Origin of the sequence: Streptomyces sp. NPDC017225 (assembly GCF_044331465.1) — a bacterium.
GTDB lineage: Bacteria > Actinomycetota > Actinomycetes > Streptomycetales > Streptomycetaceae > Streptomyces.
The window spans coordinates 97,973-116,940 of the sequence record NZ_JBIRNE010000008.1; the positions used below are offsets into that span (position 1 = coordinate 97,973).

Here is an 18,968-nt window from a genome sequence, read left to right on the forward strand (position 1 = left end):
CGGGCGCAGGCGTCGCTGCGGCCGTCGGCTCAGCCGCGTCGGCCGGAACGACGCCTGCGCCCGGCCGAGGGCTTGCGCGGCAGGCTCCGTTGGGAGCGGGTGGTGCGCCGGGGCTGTGACCGTGTGCCTCCGGCCGGGGGCGTCCCGGGAGCGGCGGCGTCCGCGTCGGCCTCCTCCGGCGTCTCGGGCTCGGGGGCGGGGCCGGGCACCGCGATGACCACCTGCGCGGGCCTCAGAGTGGCGGTGCCCATGCGGAAGCCGGTGACCCGCTCCCTCAGCACCGTGCCGTGCGGCCGGGTCGGATGGGGCTCGGTACCGACGACACGCATGGCGGCCGGGTCGGCCGCTCTGCCCACGACGTCCATCGGGGCGACGTCGTGCCGGGCGAACTCACCGCGCAGCATCCGGTGCGCCGCGGCGACCTGCTCGCCCAGCGCGATGGCGGCCGACGCCGTCTCGCGCGCGGACCGGGCCGCTTGGAGGGCGCCTGCCCGGCGACGGGTGTCGGCGAGCAGGTCGTCCAGCGGCAGCAGGGCGTCCAGCAGGGCGCGCAACCGGGCCTCCGCCTCGTCCCGTTTGCCGGACAGCGCCTCGACCCGGTGTCGCAGCTTGTCCAGTTCGGACGGCGGACCGGCGGCGGTGGCCGGGGCGGGGTCGGTCACGGATGCTCCTCGGTGGCGGGCGCGGTCTCGGTCTCGCGCGGTGGCAGGGGCGGGGTGAGCATTTCTGCGACCAGGGTGGTGACGGGGCTGCTGCAGGCCCGGTCGGCACGGCGGAGAAGCTGGTGCCGGTCCGGGTCCTGTCGGGCCTCGCCGAGCGCCTTCGCCGCCAGTCTGCGCAGGGGGAGCGGGCGGGTGCCGGGCGGGATGCCGGGCACGAGTTCGTGAAGCGTGGGGCCGAGCCAGGGGATCGGAGGGAGTGAGGGATCCTCACCGTCCGGACTGCCCGGGGCGGTTTCGTCGGCGGTCAAAAGAGGGCCTCCTGCCCGGTGTCGTCGTGGTGCGCTCCGCGGGGTCGGGGGTTGGGTCCGAAGAGCAGGCCCTGCTCGGGAAGCCCGGCACCGATCCGTGCCGCACACGCGCGGTCGCGCCGCGCCCCGCCCGGATCGCCGGCCCGCTCACGGGCCCGTGCCCGGTTCAGGTAGGCGGTCTCCACGGTCTGGTCGAACCGCGCGCTGACACCGGTCCGCATCCGGTCCTGGAGGAACAGTTCGATGACGTCGGACGGGGTCGCGGTGGCCTCCAGGTGCTCCGCGAGGTGCAGGAGTGCCGCGTCGAGCGCCTCCCTGATGTTGTCGCCGTGGGCGGCGGGGACCGTGAGGCCGTCGGCGACACACAGCAACTCGACGCGGCGCTCCAGGGCGGCACGCTCGTCCTCCGTGTCGGTGCGCCCGGCCGCGACAACCAGGAGATTGACGAGTACTTGATCGAGGAGTACGTCCTCGTAACCCTCACCGCCCGCACCGTCGTACTCGAGCACCTCCCGTACGGCGGCCCGTGCCGGGGTGAGCCGTCCCCGGGAGGCCTCCGCGACGGCCTGCTCCGCATGGTGCCCCCGGAGCCACCGCCGGGCCGAGTCGCACTCCGGGTCGCGACCGAGCAGACCCCTCACCTCACCGACCCGCAGCCGGCCTCCGCCCGGCGCACCGTCGAGCGACCGGCGCAGGTCCTCCTTCAGATGGTCGTCGAGCCCCGACCTGGCACCCCGGTCCCCAGGGGTGATGACGAGCGCGCGGGCGTAGCGCTTCCGGCTCTGCTCGGGGTCGCTCCGGAGCACCTGCAGGCCCTGCCGCACCAGCTCGGCGGTCAGCTCGGCGGCCACGGAGGCGTCCTGCGGCAGGAGCGCGTGGGCGATTTCGAGGCCCTGGATGCGTGTGATGGGAGAATAGTCGCGTCCGGTGCGACCGCGACCGACGTTCTTCGCCGCGTCGAGGACGGCCGCGGTTTCCCTGGCTCCCGGTGCGCGCCCCAGGCGGGCCGCCGTACTGAAGTCCGCGAGCGCCTCGCTCCACTCTTTAGCCTTCACCCGGTCCCGGCCGCGTTCCGCCACAGCCTCGGCAACCGGCCCCGCGCAGGCCCGGTGGTCGGGCGCGTCCTCGGTCCAGGCAGCGGGGTCGGGATGGCGCGCGGTGTAGGCGTCGAGGAGTTCGACCCGGCGACCGTTCCGGATGAGATGCCGGGCGGCGTCCTTCAGCGGAATCAGGCCGTCCGGCCCGGCCTCGGCAGGGACGACGAGGGGAAAGAGGCACTCCACCTCCCAGGCCGTCCGCCAGGTACCGAGTGCGTCCCGGCCCGCCCGGACGTCCAGGGCGTGCAGCAGATCGGCCACTCGTCCGCGCAGGTGCTCGCGGGCCTCGTCCCAGTCCTTGTCGGACACGGGGGTGCCGCGCCGTCCGGTGAGCAGACCGCGGAAGTCGCCGGTGTCGTCCTCGTCCAGGAGGTACGCCCACAGCACGATGGCGAGCGCCGCGGTGCCGGCGTCGGCAGACCGCCCCTGCGCGCTCAGCCTGCGGAGAGCGTGCACCGCGAGGGCGTGGACGATCCCCGTCTCCGCCATCACCAGGTCGTCGGTGTCGGGGCATCGCCGGACCGCCTCCGGCCAGTTGCCGGCCCGAGCGGCCAACGCGGCCCAGAGCGCGTCGTACCGCACCGCGTCGTCGGAGGCTTCCGGCGCGCCGAATTCGGCTTGGAGCCGACGTAGAACCGGGTGCGTGACGTGAAACTCCGCTCGGAGAAACGCGCGTTCGGCCGCGTCCAGCAGATCGCGCGCCGAGGCCGTCCGGTCTGGTCCCCCCGTGTCCCCCACCCGCACGATCCGACGTCTCCCTTGGTCCCCCGCCTTGCGCAAGGATCACCGTAGGAGGGCCTGTTGGCAACGTCAACGCGCTTCCGCGTGAGAGGTGGCTGATTTGTGGCGGGGGCCTCGCTTCAGGCCGGACCCGTCAGTTCGGCCCGCACGGTCTTGCCGCTGGGCGGGAAGGGAAGCGTCTCCCAGCGGTCGGCGAGCGCGTCGACGAGCGCGAGGCCGCGTCCGCCGGTGTGGAGCAGAACGTCAGGTGTGGCGACCGCCGGACCGACCAGTGGCCACCTGTCCCCGCGCGCGTCCGTGACGTCGACCCGGAGGCGGCAGGCGGGAGCGTCGAACGCGAGGGTCAGACGGAAGCTGCGACCGGGCACGTGGCCGTGGAGGACGGCGTTCGCCGTGAGCTCCGCGACGACGATCTCGACACGCTCCGTGAGGTCCTGCGGAGCGGACCACACACGCAGTTGGCTCACGGTGAGCAGCCGGGCGAGCCGGGCTCCGCGCCGGGTGGAGGAGAACAGCTGTGTGAAAGCGAGGTGGGAGGCGGTGAGTGGGGGAGCGGGTTCGTTCATGGCGCCAGCGTGGCCTGCGAGCGCGGCCGGTCGGAGCACCGCACCCCGTACGCTGAGTCAGCGTACGGACACGTGGAGTGGACGGTACGCAGGTCCAGCGGTCACGCTGTGTGGTGAACCTGTGGTGGCCCGCGAGGGCTGGAGAGAGGGGCGGCGGATGGACATCGTCGAAGGGGAGGCGACGGCGGGCGTCGGCGCCCGTACGGCTCTGGTGGGGGAGGGGGACGGGGAGCGGGAACCCCACCCTTCGGACAGTCTGCGTACGTTCGGGGCGTTCGTCCAGGCGTTGCGCGAACACGCGGGACTCAGCCGGGCCGACCTGGCCGCCGCCGTCCAGTACTCCAAGCACACCGTGGAGTCGGTGGAGTTGGGCCGTCGGATGCCGGACGAGGCGTTCGTGGAGCGGGCGGAGGAGGCGCTGGGCAACACGGGCGCGCTGCGGAAGGCGGCGCGGCATCTCACGCGGGGCGAGGCAGGACTGGCCGCGTGGTTCCGGCGGTGGGCACGGCTGGAGCGGGAGGCGGTGAGCCTGTGCACGTACGAGTGCCGGCTGGTGCCGGGGTTGTTGCAGTCGGAGGCTTATGCGCGGGCGGTGTTCGACAACAGCATCCCGTTGCTGACCGATGAGCAGGCGGAAGCACAGGTCGCTGCTCGAATGGAGCGGCAGACGATAATGCGGGAGCAGCCGACCGTTCCCTTCGGCTTCATCGTGGAGGAATCGGTGTTCCGGCGCGGGCTGGGCGGTGCGCAGGTGCAGGCGAGCATGCTGGACCACGTGCTTGAGCTCACGGCGCCGCGCAACGTGACGCTGCAAGTGGTGCCGCTGGAATTGGAGTTCCATGGGTGCTTGGACGGGCCTGTCCAGATGGTGGAAACATTGGAGGGGCGGCGACTCGGGTACTCCGAGGGGCAGCAGAACGGACGGCTGATCTCCGACGCGAAAGAGGTGAGCTTGCTCTGCCGGCGCTATGACACACTGCGCTCGCAGGCCCTGAACCCCAGAGAATCACGGGACCTGCTGGAGCGACTGCGAGGAGAGCTATGAGTAGCAGTAAGTCGGAACTCGCCTGGTTCAAGTCCAGCTACAGCGGTACTCAGGGCGACAGTTGTGTGGAGATCGCGATCGCCGAACAGGCCGTCCACGTGCGGGACTCCAAAGACGTGGTCCGTCCGGCCTTCGCGGTCGGCCGTGACGGCTGGCGGACGTTCGTGCGGTTCGCGTCGGAGCGCTGAGTAACTTGAGGGCGTGCTGCCCGCCGGCGTGGCGGACAGCACGCCGTCACAGAGCCCGAGGGCCCGTGGTAGCGGACCTAGAGTCGTAGCCGAGGGCCGCGCGGTTGATGAGGCGGTCACCGAGGTCGCGCACGGGCGCGGGCTTCGGCTTCTGGGCGGTGCCGGTCGCCTTGGGCTTCTTGGCGGCGGGCTTCTTCTTTCCACCCGCAGGTGCGGTCGTGGCGGGCTTCGGACTCTTGGCCTGTCTGGCGGCCGTGGCGGCCGGAGTGTTACGTGCCGCGAACTTCTTGCGGAGCAGCGCGAGCTCTTCGCGTTGCTGGGTGGTCTGGTCGGCGGGCAGGGCGTTGACGAGTGCCCGGGCCCGGCTGAGTGCGTAACGCGCCTGGTGCCAGTGCCTGGTGTTGATCGCCGCGCGCGCCACCCCGATGGTCTGCCGCAGCGCCTTGATCTTCGCGGGTTGCCGCCGGGGTATGGGGGACTCCGCGCCGCTGCTCCGCCGCTGCACGGCGGCCCGGGTGCCCCAGTCGGTTCCCGAGGTCAGGACGACGGTCGAACGGGGGTTGCTGGTCTGGCTTCGACGTACCACGTGGTGCTTGTTCCTTGGGGTGAGAGCAGCTTGACCGGGTGGCCGTCGGTTACGGCCACCCGGGTGGGCTGGGTCAGCCGTGACGGGGCCCCTGGCCGGGGGGCGGGGTGAGGAGGGAACGGTAGGCACCGGGGCCTGGCTTCTCCTCGTCGAGCGGGGTCTCCAGGGTGAGGCCGGCGGTGGCCATGCGGTCGTACTCGGCGAGGATCAGGTGCTTGGTGCGGTATTCGCCGTACTTCTCCTCGTCCTTGCGCTTGACGATCGGGAAGGTGTCGAGGACGTACGACACATCTTCGCGCTTGATGCCATAGAGGTGGAAGAAGAGAGCATCGAGCTCGGCGCGGATTCGCTTACGCCGTTCGGAATCCCAGCGGAAGGGAGAGCCTTCGTCGCCCAGGTCCCGAGCGAAATCCCTCATGTCGTGAGCCGTGTAAGTGAGCTCTAGTGCTCGGCGAATGATGAACGCTTCATAAGGTTCGAGGTCTGCCGGTGTTGGTGTCGGGATTTGCTCCGTTGTGCTCTGTGGGAGGCTGGGCTGAGTGAGGTTATTGCGCAAAGTGTAATCATAAATGAATGAGTTAAAGGTGGTCAGCAGTTGTGTCAGGCGCTTGCCATCCGGGCCGAATGACAAGATCCATCCGTAGGAAGTTGCTCCCCAGGGGATCAGAGATGCGATGGCTGTGCGTTCGTCTGTATTTCGGGTTACTCGCCTGTGGCCAAGCAGTGCAGTTCGGCACATGGCGGGGTGTCGAGAAAGCCGCTTCTCAGTCTCCCCCTCGGGCACCCAATACTGAGGGGTTGGGGTGAAGTGTGGCTCCTGAAGCTCTTCGAGTGTAGCTGTGTGTAGGCCGGAAGAATCCGCATAACGGTGTGTGAACTGGTGCCCCATACGTCCTTCATGGAGCGGTAGCATTTTTAGCGTGTTACTGGTGTATGCAGATCCATCAGACTCCCACTCTTCCGCTTCGAGCTCTTCCTGGGTGGAGAATAGGCCGGAATCGTCAGTCATATCGAAGATTCGCCGGAGTCGGACGCCCCATGGGTTGCCGCTACTGCTGCCGTGTGCGCGCAAGATCGGGAAGCGGCGGTAAATAGAAGCGGTGAGCTCGGCATCCCGGCGACTTCGGAAGATCGGCAGGGTGCCAGTGTTGGGGTTGATTAGGGCCAGTTCTTCCGTCGTGAGGGTGAAGACGCGCGCGGGGTCGTCAAGGTCGGAAATGTCGCCGAGGAAGAAGCCGAGGCGGGTAGCCGATTCAACGGAATCGCTGCCGGTGAGGGAGATCAGGCAGAATTTGTAGCTGGAGTGCACGCTCTCGAACCACTTGCCGCCCTTGGGTAGCAAGGGCGACTTCGGGCGCCGGTTCTCGAAGTCGTACAGGGAGGCCAGAACCCCCCGCCGCGTGAAGTCACCGAACAGATGCTGGGACCCCGCGCCCGTGGCGATCGCCGTTGGTAGGAGCACTCCGAACCGTCCCTCCGGTGCCACCACGTTCGACATCCGCTCGGCGAACAATGTATCCGTCTGCAGCGAATTGACCCCCTTGACCGTCAACCCCTTCGCACACAACGGGAACACCCCCGAGTCCCCCGCGAAATGGAACGTCCCCTTGACCGCGCGCCGCGCCTCCCGGTACCGCCTCCCGGCCTCCGGATGCTCGCGCTCCCACTCGGTGATACGCGTACGCCGCGCCGCGCCGGCGATCTCCGCGATGTCGGGGTCGACGACGCTGAAGTACTTCTTGTCCTCGAAGTCGACCTTGTCCCACGGCGGGTTGCCCACCACGCACGAGAACCCCCCGGCCCCCCCCCGTCACCGGATCGACCGCACCCCCCGACGTGTCGCCGTCCTCCGGGACCGTGAAGACCTCCGGGAAGTGCAGGTGCCAGTGGAAGAAGGCGTACTGGTCCCGCAGGCGCTCGATCTCGGCGTGGGTCGCGTCGGGTGCCGCCTTGCCCTCGGGGTCCTCCAGCCCCCGGAACATCTTGTGGGTGACGGCGGGCGGGGCGTCCTGGTGCTTGAGCCAGACGAAGGCCGCGCACCAGGCGTCGGCCACGTGCGTCGCGTGCCGGTACTCGGCCGAGCCCGACCACGTGCGGAAGTCGGACTCCTTGCGGCGGATGTCGGCGAGGTCGCCGTCCGGTGCGGCGGTGATCCGGCGCAGCCCGTGGGCGAAGGAGGCGTTGGCGACCTTCGTCTCCGTCTCGATCTCGAACAGGCCGCCCTGGCCCCTGCGTTCCTCCGTGTTGCGGGCCAGCAGCTGCCGCGCCCAGCCGTCGTCGTCGCCCTCCGTCTTCTTGAACGCCCGGTCCGGGATGCCGTCCCGCAGCAGGGCCGGGGTCGCCCCGATCAGGCCGTTGCCGTGCTTGATGTGGGAGTCGAGGAACCCGAGGGGGCGGCCGGCCTTCATCGCCTCCAGCCACAGGGACACCTTGGCCAGTTCGACGGCCATGGGGTTGAGGTCCACGCCGTACAGGCAGCGGGCGACGACCTCCCGCAGGGCGTCCGCCACCGCGTCCGCCGTCGGCTCGGGGTTGCGCTCGCGCACCGCCGCCACCCGCTTGGCGATCCGACGGGCCGCCGCCACCAGGAAGTGGCCCGAACCGCAGGCCGGGTCGCAGACCGTGAGGGAGAGCAGCTCCTCGACGATCGTGTCGGCGGGGTCGATACGCCCCTCGGCGCTCGCCCGCTGCTCCCCACGCTTGACGGCGTCGTCTATCACCGGGTTCAGCGTGGAGTCGAGCAGCGTCTCGGTGAGGGCCGTGGGAGTGTAGTAACTACCGGTCTTCTTACGGTCGTTGCCGATGCGGTCGACCAGCTCGAAGGTGCGGTCGGCCGCGCTGTGCTTCGGCACCAGCTCCAGCAGCGCCTCGTAGACCGAGCCGAGTTCCTCGGCGCCCATGTGCAGGTAGTCCACGGGGCGCCAGCGGGAGGAGCCGGCGTCGCGCACGCGAGCCAGGTGCTTGACGGCCTCGAAGAAGTGCCGGTTCGCCAGCCGTACGCCGTGCAGGGGCCGGTCGTCCGGGGTGTCGTTGAAGAGGCCGCCGAGCCCCTTCAGACCCAGCTCGGGGCGGCCCTCCTCGGAGCCCAGCGCCTCGATGAGCAGCTCCAGGGCGCGGTAGCGGTCGTCGTGGGCGGTGCCCAGGCGGCGCAGGGCGTGGCGGCGGAGACGGGCCGTGGAGAAGTAGCGGGCGAAACGGTCACGGGTCCGCTCGTCCGCCGCGGGGTCCAGCAGGGCGCCGCGGTCCTCGGCGACAAAGAGGAAGATCATGCGGTAGACGAGCCGGAGCAGTGCCGTCTGGAAGGCGTGGACGTCCAGGCGCTCGCGCAGCTCGTGGTTGTGCGGGTGGCTCAGGAACCCGGTACCGAGGACGGTCAGGGCCTCCTGGACACCGTCGCGGAAGTGGTCGAGGGCCCGGCTGCCGGACTCGATGGCGACCGTGCGCCACTTCTCCAGCCAGCACCCCGAGGGCGCCGCCCCCTCCGGCACCGCGAAGCGGGACGCGTGCAGCAGGCAGTACAGCAGCACGAACTCGCTGAACAGCTCCCCGTCGAACATGGCCTCCAGGTCGAAGTCGACGTAGGCGGCGGTGGCGAAGGACGACGAGTCGCGCAGCAGGCGCAGGCGGCGGCCGTTGGTGAGGACCGCCCACAGGTGGGCCTCGGTACGGTTGAGGCAGTCCTGGAGCAGCGACTGCGCCGGGACCTGGCCCGCCGTCGGACGCTTGTCCAGCTCCTGGTTCCAGGGGATGAGGTGGACCAGGGCCGGGCCGTGGCGGTGGGAGACCGGGAAGCGCTTCTCAGGATCCGAGTCGGCCGGGATGCCCGCCGCGCCGACCTCCGTCAGCGCCCCGAAGTCCAGCTTGCGGAAGAGCTGGGCGAGCCAGTCGGTGCCGGCCCGGCCGGTGGGGTCGGCGGCGGGTGCGCCGGTGACGGAGTCGGCGGGCAGCGCGGCGCGCAGCTCGCGCCAGAGCGGCTTGAGGTACTCCCAGGCGCGCTCGGCCTCGTCGCGCACGGGCACGGAGGAGGGCAGGCCGTAGTCGGCGGGTTTGGTGCCCGGCAGGTTCCGCGCCTCGGCGACGCGCAGCAGCATGTCGGCGGGGAGCAGTCCGCCGACCGTGGTGACGGCGGTGAAGGCCAGGGAGGTGCGGGTGGCGGCGGACATCAGGCTTCGGCTCCGGTCGCGGTAGAGGCGGGGGCGGCGGGGGAGACGGACGCGGCGGACTGCGGCGGCACGTACACGTAGACACCGAGGACGTCGGCCGGCTCCTGCGGGACGACCTTCAGGCCACGGACGATCTCCTCGTTGGCCTTGCGCACCCGGCGGTGCGAGGCGTCGAGTTCGGCGGCCAGGCGCACGCCGTACTCGGTGAGGCGGTCGGCGAGGTCCGGGAGGGCGTCCAGGTCGCGGGCGATCTGGTTGCGGGCCCGCTGCTCGTGAGTGTTGCCGGAGGCGCGGGCCGCGAGGAGGGCGGCGGCCGCGTCGTCGTCCAGCCAGCGGGCACGCTGCGGCAGACCCTCGTAGGCGAGGAGCCGCGCGTCCTCGGCGACGACCTGGCGTTCGCCGGTGCGGGACGGCAGGGTGAGGTGGAAGCGGTAGCGGACCAGCAGCAGCGTGGTGCGGGTGGTGACCGCGTCCGTGGTGACCACGCCGCAGCGGCGGGCCGGACGCGGGCCGAGGGCTTTCGCGTCCAGCGCCGAGTCCAGGACGTAGGAGGCGACCGCGCCGATCACCGGGTCGGTGCGGACGAGGGCGGCCTCGCCGCGGGCGATCGCCGGAGTGGCGCGGAACGGGATCTCGCGGTCCTCCTCGACGAGCCGGTTGCCCAGGGTGGCGGCGAGCGCGTCCCGCAGGCCGGCCGGGGTGCCGCCGACCTGGGCGGTGAAGTCGCCGGTGCCGTCGCGCGGGTCACGGACCACCGCGTCCAGGTCGCGCAGCGCCTCCAGAGCGAAGTCGCGGACCTCGTCGGCACCGCCGAGCGCGGCCCGTACGGCGGCGACCTCGCGGGCCACCTCCTCCGGGTGGATGGCACGCTGGGCGTACTTGGAGCGGGAGGTCGTCTCGCGCTCGGCGGCCGACGCCCACTCCCGCTCGACGCGGGCGAACGACTCCTGGCCGCCGTCCAGGTCGAACAGGCTCTCCTGGCTGCCCTGCCGGCCGTGCAGCAGCAGCCACTCCACGACGGCGTCGGTGACCCCGGACGCCGTCTCGTCGGGGACGGAGACGGAGATACCGAGGTCCTTCTTGATCTGCCGGTGCTTCTTGAACAGCACCTCCAGGACCTTGCCGTCGATCCCGTTGTCCTCGCCGTACATGGTGATGACGCGGACCTGGTCGCGCTTCTGTCCGTAGCGGTCGACGCGGCCCTCGCGCTGGTCGTGGCGGGTCGGGTTCCAGGCCAGGTCGTAGTGGACGACGGCGTCGAAATGGTGCTGGAGGTTGACGCCCTCGGAGAGGCAGTCGGTGGCGATCAGCACGCGGCGGACGGCCGGGTCGTCACCCGCCTCGGCGGCCTCGGTGGCGAGCTGCTCGATGCGCTCCAGGCGCTGCTGCGGAGAGAGGGTGCCCGTCACCGCGGCGATCTTTGTCTTCTTGCCGAGCTTGCCGTCGAGCTGTGCGGCGAGGTAGTCGGCGGTGGGGATGTAGCGGCAGAAGACGATCGGGTGGTAGCCGTCGGCGATCAGGCCCTTCAGATGCCGGGTCAGCGCCTTCAGCTTCGCGTCCTCGGCCGGACCGACCAACTTCTCGGCACGCTGGGCGAGTTCGAGCAGCCGTGCCCCCGCGTCCTCCGTCTCGGCGGCGCCCGGCGCGACGTCCATGCCCTCCAGCCGGTCGTTGTCCGCGGAGTCGGCGGCCACCGGGGCGCCGAGCACGTCCGCCTCCTGTGCGGTACGGGCGGCGGCGGACTCGGAGCGGGTCTTCAGGGTCTGCGCGGCGGCGGCCGGCGAGGACACCATCGAGCGCAGCAGCGCGATCACCGACCACCAGGCGATCCGGGCCTCCCGCCTGCCCTGCTCGCCGGCCGCCTCGACACGGTCGCGGGCGTAGGTGATGGCGTCGTCGAGCAGCGCCCGGTAGGCGGGGGTAAGCTTGTAGGGCTCGTCCTTGGTCCAGCGGTCGGACGGGAAGGCCGTCCGCTCGGCCAGGGAGTCGTCGGCGAGACCGTCCTCCCTGGTGAGGTAGGAGCGGACGTCGGCGCGCTTGCGGGCCACGAAGTGCTCGGCGAGCCTCGCCCGCCCCGCCGGGGTCTCCAGGTCCAGCGTGGCCAGTTCGGGCCGCACCAGGCCGAGCAGGTTGCGGAACGCGGACTCCTTGCCGGAGTGCGGGGTCGCGGTCAGCAGCAGCAGGTGCCGGTCGGCCTTGTCGGAGACCCGGCGCAGCAGCTCGTACCGGAGCTGGTTCGCGGCGGACGACGCACCGCCCTGCGCGGGGTCGTCGGCGGCCACGCAGGTGTGCGCCTCGTCGACGATCACCAGATCGGGGCAGTGCCGTACGAAGTCCTCGCGGTGCCGGGTCGACTTGATGAAGTCCGTCGAGATGATCGTGAACGGGTGCCTGTCGAACAGGGACTGGCCCAGCTCCAGACCGCGCTCCAGACGCGACACCGTGGAGGCCAGCACCAGTTCGGCGTCGATGCCGAACTTCTCCCGCAGCTCGCCCTGCCACTGCTCGGCCAGCGCCGGGGAGCACAGCACGGCCAGCCGGGTCGCCTCGCCCTGCGCGAGCAGCTCCTTGGCGATCAGGCCCGCCTCGACCGTCTTGCCGATGCCGACGTCGTCCGAGATCAGCAGCCGTACGGTGCGCTGCCGCAGCGCCATCAGCAGCGGCACCAGCTGGTAGGCGCGGGGCTCCACGGCGATCGACGCCAGCGAGCGGAACGGGCCGGCGCCCGAACGGAACCCGACGCGCAGCGCGGTGCGCAGCAGACCGGCGGCGCGCTGGTCACCCAGGTCGGCCGCGCTCGGCGGCGCGAACTCGGCCGGACGCACCTCCTCGAACGCGGGGAAGACCGCCGCGACGTCGTCCTCGCTTCCGCCCAGGGGGCGCAGCACCAGCATGTCGGGGGCGCTCTCGGGCAGCACCACCCATTCCCGGCCGCGGGCGGCGACCAGCGAGCCGGCCGTGTACGTGAGGCTCATGGGATGTCTCAGTTCCTAGGGGTCGAAAGAGGCGAGGCGGTCAACGGAGCCGGAAGTAGGAGGCGTTGTGGTCGACGATGGCGTCCCAGTCCGCGTCCGCCGGGAAGCGCAGGACGTCCCAGCCGGCCTCCTCCAGGCGGTAGCCGGCCTCGACGTCGCGGGTCGAGTCGGCCGCATGGCCGGGGACGTCGACGAACACGGCGAGGTCGGCGCCGTCCAGGCGGAAGAGGAGGTCGGGGCAGGCCCCGGCCTCGGGGACGAGCACGCCGGCCTCGTCCGGCAGGCGGTAGCCCTTCGCCCTCAGCCAGCCCAGCAGGTCGCCCCGCGCGACGAGGGCCGCGAGGTCCGTCTCCAGTACGGTCGGGGGAGTGCTCGGGGCCGGTGCGCTCGACGGGGCCAGCCTGCGGAACTGCTCGCTGCGGGACTCGCCGCGGTCCTCCCGCCGGGTCCGGGCGCGGGCGAGGCGCTCCAGCGGCGGGTGGGCCGCGTGCCGGCTCAGCAGGCGGTGGTGCGTCTGGTTGGCGTAGGTCAGCAGACAGGCGTAGCAGCCGCGGGCGCACTTCTCGCCCTCCGTGGGGCCACCCTCGTCCTTGCCGGTGTCCGGGTCGAAGTGGCAGATCTCCAGCGCGGCCCGGGCGGCCTGGGCGAGGGCGTCCTTGTCGTGCTGGATCCGGCGCAGCACACCGGCGCCACCCTCGGCGGCCTCCGTGAACAGCATGCGGCGGCGCGGACCCTCGTCCGGCGGCAGCAGCTCCGCGGTCAGCTCGGAGTCCTCCAGCTCGAACGCCGCCTCGATGCCCCGCTCCAGCGCGTACAGGAAGGACAGGGCCACCGGCTCGGGCAGCGGTTCGTCGAGGGTGACCACCAGGATGTTGCGGCGGTCCTCGACGAAGGGCAGCACCCGCTTCTTGCGGCGCTTCTCGTTGCCGTCCTCGTCGACCACCGGCATGCCGGTGCCCTCGATGGCGTCCGCGGCGGCCCGGTCGTTGAGCCAGCGGCCGTCGCCGAGGTCCAGCCAGTAGCCGTCCGGCTCGCCCTCCTTGGCACGGACGCGGCCGAGGTTGGTGATCCGGACGGTCGCCGAGTCGCCGTAGTCCAGCGTGAGGACCGGCGCCCCGTCGGCGTCGGTGACGTGCGAGGTGAGGCGCCCCTTGCGGACACCGTGGTCCTGGAACGCGTACGACGTCTCCAGGCGGAAACCGGCCCGGCGGCGCTCCTCCTCGTCGGAGGAGATCCGCTCGCGCGGCGTCGTGTACACGGTGTGCAGGTGGAGCAGGCCGGTGCGCTTGCCGTGCAGCTCCTCCCCGCACATCGTGCACTTGTCGGAGCCGGGCTTGACGGCGTAGTGGTAGCCGCAGCCGTCGCAGCGCCTGGCCTCCGCCGTGGCCAGCTCACCCGAGGCGTCCGGCGGCAGCTGCACCCGGGTGACCTGGTAGCGGGCGCCCTCGTGGTAGATGAGCGCGCCGGGACCGAACTCCCGGATCGCGAGGAACCGGGGGCGCTGGAGGTAGTCGCCGTCGGCGTTGCGGCGGTTGCCGGAACGCGGGATGTACGCGGCCAGCGGCAGCCGCGGGAAGCTGTAGCCGGGCAGGAACCCCTCGGACGCCAGGTAGCGGTACGGATTGAAGTCGCTCATCACCGACTTGCTGTCGGTGGAGCGGTTCAGGAGCAGGTTCGTCTGCGTCTCGGCCTCCCGGCGGCGGGAGCGGGCCCGGCTCTGCTCACCCGGGGAGAGGGTGTGGTCGACGACGCGCTTGTTCTGCTCGTACTGGTCGATGACGGCGGCCCGGAACAGCTGGCGCCATCGGTCGAAGGCGGCGTCGAACTCCCGCGGCGCCCGCTCGATCCGGTCCTCGATCCACTCGTCGTACCACCAGGTGGTCGCCTCGAAGTCCGCGATCAGCGGCGCGAGGACGGTACGGGCGGTGGCGGCCGCGTGGCGGCGGGCGTCCTCGTCCAGCGACCGGCTGAGGACGTCGGTACGCAGCGGCAGCGCCATCTGGGGATCGGGACGGTCCTCGCCGTCCGGGTCGTAGGCGACGTCGACGACCTCGGGGATCGCGACGCCGAGCTTCATCCCGGTCTCCGCCAGCCAGATGCCCTGGAGGTGGGAGCGGACGAGATCCTCGTTGGCCAGGTCCAGGCGCGGCGGTGCCACCTGCCCCGACACCATGTCCTGGGACTTGCGGAAGTAGTACTGGTCGTGGCTGTTTCCCGTCGCGCAGTACGTCGTCACCAGCGCGGGCTGACCGGAACGGCCCGCCCGGCCCGAGCGCTGCGCGTAGTTCGCCGGGGTCGGCGGCACGTTGCGCATCAGCACCGCGTTGAGCGAGGAGATGTCCACGCCCAGCTCCATCGTCGGGGAGCAGTACAGCAGGGGCAGTGCGGCGTCCCGGAACAACCGCTCGCGCTCCAGGCGGTCCTCCGGAGTGACCTGCGCGGTGTGCTCCCGGGCGAACAGGCCGGCCAGCTCGGCCGCCGCGGTCCGGTACAGGTCGCGGAAGAACGGGTTGACGCGAGGGCCCTCGCCGCTGGTGTAGGTGCGTGCCAGGGGATCGACCGCGCCCCGCTCGCCGTTCCCTGCCCGCCAGATCAGCGCGGCGGCCGACACCCGGTAGCCGGTGCGCTTCTGGGCCGCGCGGCGGCGGTAGGCCGGACCGGACTGCTCGGGAGTCGCGTCCACCTCGCGCACGAGGTCCGCGTCGCGCAGCACCTTCAGCAGGTCCTCGATGACCTTCTGCACGTCGTCCAGGGGGAGGTCGCGCAGCTCGGGCACGTTGCGCCGAAGGTACTTGCCGAACTTGCCGCGGGCCGACAGGAACTGCGCGGTCCGCTCCATCCCCGGCCGTGAGCCGTACGGGTAGGCGGTGCCGACCGCAGGCCGGTCGCTCTCGCCGAGCACCCACGGCCCGGTCAGGCGCTCCTCACTCGCCCGCTGCAAGGCGTCGAAGTCGTCGCGGAAGTACTGCACGTCGATGGCGAGGGCGCGCCGCATGAAGTCGAGCAGCGTCCGGGCCACCTCCTCGCGCAGCGCGGGATCGGCGTCGCGCAGCGCGGCGTGCGCCGACTGCCAGCGTTCGGGACGGGCGGCGATCCAGCCCAGGTCCTCGTAGTCGATGCGCAGCAGCCCCGTCTGCTCCAGGTTGGGCATCGTGATGCGCCAGCCGCGCTCCAGGTCGCGGTAGAGGCGGTACCCCACGACGTCCCGGAAGGCCTTCGTGGCCCGGCGCTCCATCGACGGGGCCAGGTCGGTGCCGACCGCGTACTCGCGGGGCTCCAGTCCCATCACCTCGGTGACGGCCTCGGCGAGGTCATCGTGGCTCAGCCCCTCCTCACCGGCGCGCAGCGCGGCCTGGTAGAGGGCCCCGCGCAACTGGGTCACCTGCGCGAAGTCGTTGAAGTGCCCGGCCTGGAGCGAGGCGTCCTGACGGTTGTCGACGAAGGTGAGGAGCTTGCGGGCCTCTTTGCCGAGGCTCTCCTCGGGCACCGCGCGCAGGGACTTCACGATGGACGCGGAGATCAACGAGGTCGCCGAGGAACGCCCCTCCTGGTCGAGCGTGGCCAGCTTGGCGAAGTCCCGGCCGCGGGTCTGTTCGTAGGAGACCTGGCAGTGCACGCAGAACAGGAACGGTGCCGGGACGAACGCCGCGACCAGCCCCTCGCCCGTCTCGTTGCCGTGGGGGTCCACGACGACGCGCTTGGGCAGGCGCGGCCTGTAGGACTTCCTGACGACCGTCACACCCTGCGCGTCCGGCTCCAGCCACGACTCGGGCAGCCGCCGGTCGTCCACGGCCTTCTGCGGATCGGCCGGCCACTCATAGTCCTCCCCGGGCATGCCCAGGTAGAGGTAGCCCTCGCCCGCGCGGCCACCGGAGGCGGAGGTGTCCCGGCGCGGCTCGTACCGGAACGCGCCGCCTTCCTCGGTGCGCCAGACGGTCAGGTACTCCTGGCCGCACTCACGGCAGAACGCCAGAGGGAACAGCGGCTTGCCGTCGCTGTCCGGCTGTTCCAGCTGGTAGGTGCGGGTGAGCGGCCGGGTGAGCGGATCCTCGAGCGTCGTGTAGACGGTGTCACCCTTGGAGAGGAACTGGTGCAGCCGGAAGGCGAACAACGGCCTCTCCGTCACCGGGTGTTTCGCCTGCGCGCCCGCTTCCAGGGTGGTGCGGATCGCCTCGCGCACGCTCTCCTCGGACACCCCGGACTGTTCGGCCAGCTCGGCCGCCGCGTCTTCGAGGGTGCCCGGGGCGCAGCGGCGGAACCGCCCGGTGCCCTTCTCGCGTTCCAGCCCGAACCGGGACTCCACCCAGCGGGCCAGCGGGTCCTTCGTCAGAGCCTCGTACGAGCGGGGCGCCGCCGGCACCCGCAGCCGCTCGGCGGGTACGGAATCGATGGCTTCCCCGGTCGCCCGGACCAGGGTCTCGCCGATCACCCGCTTCGGCAGCACCGTCGTACCGAACAGCCGGCCCGCGACCCTGGCGACCTCGCGCCGCTGGTCCTCCCAGGAGCCCTCGGTGGACATGGTCGCCGAGGTGCCCACGCACTGCAGCGTCGCGGACGCGCGGCAGGCCTCACGTACGCGGCGGATCAGGAAGGCCACGTCCGCGCCCTGCCGGCCCCGGTAGGTGTGCAGCTCGTCGAAGACGAGGAACTGCAACCCCTCGGCCATGCGGATCAGGCTGGACCGGTCGTCCGGCCGGGTCAGCATCAGCTCCAGCATCACGTAGTTGGTCAGCAGGATGTCCGGAGGGTCCTTGCGCAGCTTCCGGCGGTCCTCCTCGGACTCCTGGCCGGTGTAGCGGGCGAAGGTGACCGGCTCGCGGCCCTTGCCGAACCCGTGGCGCAGGTACTTCTCCAGCTCCCCCAGCTGCGAGTTGGCCAGCGCGTTCATCGGATAGACGACGATCGCGCGCACCCGGCCGCCCGCGTCCGGCCCCGCCGCCTGACGTTCCTTCAGCACCTTGTCGACGATCGGGACGATGTACGACAGGGACTTGCCGGAACCGGTGCCCGTGGTCAGCACGTAGGAGTCGCCCGCCTGCGCGGCCTCGATGGCCTGCCGCTGGTGCAGGTGGAAGGTCAGCGGGCGGCCGTCCGGGCGCGGCGAGGTCTCCTTCTTGCCGGCCTGGAAGATCTCCGCGCACCTGGGGTGCAGCACTCCGTCCCGTACGAGATCGGTGACCTGGCCGCCGTCGGCGAAGAACGGGTTCAGCGACAGCCACGGGTCGGGCCACTGCGACTTCGCCGCCAGGTCCTCCTCGACGAAGTTGCCGATCCGGGCGTCCCGGATCACCGTCGCGCTCTGGGTGAAGTCCTTGTACTCGCCGATCAGGTCGGCGTGGATACCGAAGACGTCCATGGCCTCGGGCAGGCGCGGCTCCCGACGCGGCACGGGTGCGGGGGCGGCCGCGGCGGGCTCGGGGAGCAGGGCACGCAACCGCGCCACCGGGTCCATCACCTGCCAGTGCGGGGCCAGCAGGGCGGCCGTGTCGTCCGGTGCGAGGGCGAGCGGGAGCAGGACCTCACGGACCAGGGCGGCGTTGTCGGGCCGGTGTTCGGCGTCCTTCTCCAGCAGACGCTCCACCAGCCGGACCAACTCCGCGGGCAGGTCCGGGCGTACCAGGGTGAGCCGCGGAGGCTTCTCGTGCTGGTGCTGCTCGGAGAGCTCGAAGGGCGTTCTGGCGGAGAACGGCGGCCGCCCGATCAGCAGCTCGTACAGGATGCAGCCGAGCGCGTACAGGTCGGCCGACGCGGAGACCCGCTCGGCACGGAACTGCTCGGGTGCCATGTACCGGGCCGTGCCGACGCTGACGCCCGTGCTGGTCAGCCGCGTCTGGTCGGGATCGTCCACCACTGAGCCCATGCCGAAGTCGAGGACCTTGACGGTGCCGTCACGGGTCAGCATCGCGTTGGCCGGCTTCAGGTCGCGGTGCACGACCCCGGCGGTGTGCGCGGCGGCGAGACCGGCGGCGAGCTGCGCACCGACGGCCGCCACCCAGGAGACGGGCAGCTGCGGCTCCTCGTCGATGAGGTCCGCGAGGGGATGGCCGTCCAGCAGCTCCATGGCCAGGTAGGGCAGGCCGCTGCCTTCCGGTGCCCCGTCCACACCACCGTCGATGAGCAGGGTCAGGTTGGGGTGGCCCTGGGAGAGCATGCGCATGATCCGCACCTCACGGCGGAAGCGGTCCATCTCCTTGCCCGACCCGGACGCGTCGACGGCGACACCGGTCCGGGCCCGCAGCACGGTCTTGACCGCGACTTCCTGGTGCGGAGAATCGGGAGCTGCCCGAAGGTCCTGGGCCCGGTGCACCTCGCCCATGTTCCCGCGCCCCAGGACCCCTGTGATCCGGAATCGTCCGCCGACCGTCCCCTGGCCCACTGGCCCTCCCCGCTCTCCCCGTCGCATACAAGGTGGGTACATCCCGTGAGGAGCGTACACCTTCACTGGTTGACGAGGCTCACATCATGCGTTGATAATGTCAACAGGTTGGCACATGGTGAGGCGTGTTCACTCCGCTGCTCCCTCGAAGCGGCGTGGAGTCCGTGACTCGCGGGGGGAGTTTGAGAGCCATGGCGGAGCGGCTTCGGGTGTTCACGGCCGCATTCATGAGGAGTTGTACGGATCGTGACGGAGGCCGCG

The 18,968-nt window shown here is 71.3% G+C and carries 10 protein-coding genes and 1 pseudogene; 2 read left to right on the forward strand and 9 right to left on the reverse strand.

Features of this window, described 5'->3' with window-relative positions; all coding sequences use genetic code 11:
* Window positions 1-29: 29 nt before the first annotated feature.
* The 4 genes from ACH4NX_RS19245 to ACH4NX_RS19260 form a co-directional block, all read right to left on the reverse strand.
* Window positions 30-662, reverse strand: coding sequence for a nucleotide exchange factor GrpE (locus ACH4NX_RS19245; protein ID WP_398129316.1), 633 nt, complete (start codon window positions 660-662; stop codon window positions 30-32).
* Window positions 659-970, reverse strand: coding sequence for a hypothetical protein (locus ACH4NX_RS19250; RefSeq protein ID WP_398129315.1), 312 nt, complete (start codon window positions 968-970; stop codon window positions 659-661). Before ACH4NX_RS19250 ends, ACH4NX_RS19245 begins: the two co-directional genes overlap by 4 nt.
* Window positions 967-2,649: a hypothetical protein gene (locus ACH4NX_RS19255; protein ID WP_398129314.1), complete on the reverse strand. Its 1,683-nt coding sequence runs from the start codon at window positions 2,647-2,649 to the stop codon at window positions 967-969. The genes ACH4NX_RS19250 and ACH4NX_RS19255 overlap by 4 nt, the downstream gene beginning before the upstream one ends.
* A gap of 278 nt (window positions 2,650-2,927) precedes the next feature.
* Window positions 2,928-3,374 carry an ATP-binding protein gene (locus tag ACH4NX_RS19260; RefSeq protein ID WP_398129313.1) on the reverse strand — a complete coding sequence of 149 codons (447 nt, stop codon included), beginning with the start codon at window positions 3,372-3,374 and terminating at the stop codon, window positions 2,928-2,930.
* Window positions 3,375-3,531: 157 nt separating this feature from the next.
* Here ACH4NX_RS19260 and ACH4NX_RS19265 point away from each other — a divergent pair, with 157 nt between their 5' ends.
* Window positions 3,532-4,419, forward strand: coding sequence for a Scr1 family TA system antitoxin-like transcriptional regulator (locus tag ACH4NX_RS19265; RefSeq protein WP_398129312.1), 888 nt, complete (start codon window positions 3,532-3,534; stop codon window positions 4,417-4,419).
* Window positions 4,416-4,607: a DUF397 domain-containing protein gene (locus ACH4NX_RS19270; protein ID WP_398129311.1), complete on the forward strand. Its 192-nt coding sequence runs from the start codon at window positions 4,416-4,418 to the stop codon at window positions 4,605-4,607. The genes ACH4NX_RS19265 and ACH4NX_RS19270 overlap by 4 nt, the downstream gene beginning before the upstream one ends.
* A gap of 46 nt (window positions 4,608-4,653) precedes the next feature.
* On the opposite strand, the gene ACH4NX_RS19275 is transcribed toward ACH4NX_RS19270, so the two are convergent.
* From ACH4NX_RS19275 to ACH4NX_RS19295, 5 genes and pseudogenes are all read right to left on the reverse strand, one after another.
* The gene (locus ACH4NX_RS19275) at window positions 4,654-5,193 is read right to left on the reverse strand and encodes a hypothetical protein (protein WP_398129310.1); all 540 of its coding nucleotides are present in this window, start codon (window positions 5,191-5,193) and stop codon (window positions 4,654-4,656) included.
* Window positions 5,194-5,266: 73 nt separating this feature from the next.
* Window positions 5,267-6,655 (reverse strand): hypothetical protein, encoded by a 1,389-nt coding sequence (locus tag ACH4NX_RS19280; protein ID WP_398129309.1) that lies wholly within the window; start codon window positions 6,653-6,655, stop codon window positions 5,267-5,269.
* On the reverse strand, window positions 6,600-9,356 hold the full coding sequence (locus ACH4NX_RS19285; protein ID WP_398129308.1) for a DNA methyltransferase: 2,757 nt from the start codon (window positions 9,354-9,356) through the stop codon (window positions 6,600-6,602). Before ACH4NX_RS19285 ends, ACH4NX_RS19280 begins: the two co-directional genes overlap by 56 nt.
* 1,241 nt (window positions 9,357-10,597) lie before the next feature.
* Window positions 10,598-12,331: pseudogene (locus tag ACH4NX_RS19290) on the reverse strand (DEAD/DEAH box helicase family protein); the annotation flags it as partial.
* A 40-nt stretch (window positions 12,332-12,371) separates the two neighbouring features.
* On the reverse strand, window positions 12,372-18,734 hold the full coding sequence (locus ACH4NX_RS19295; protein ID WP_398129307.1) for a protein kinase: 6,363 nt from the start codon (window positions 18,732-18,734) through the stop codon (window positions 12,372-12,374).
* Window positions 18,735-18,968: the final 234 nt, after the last annotated feature.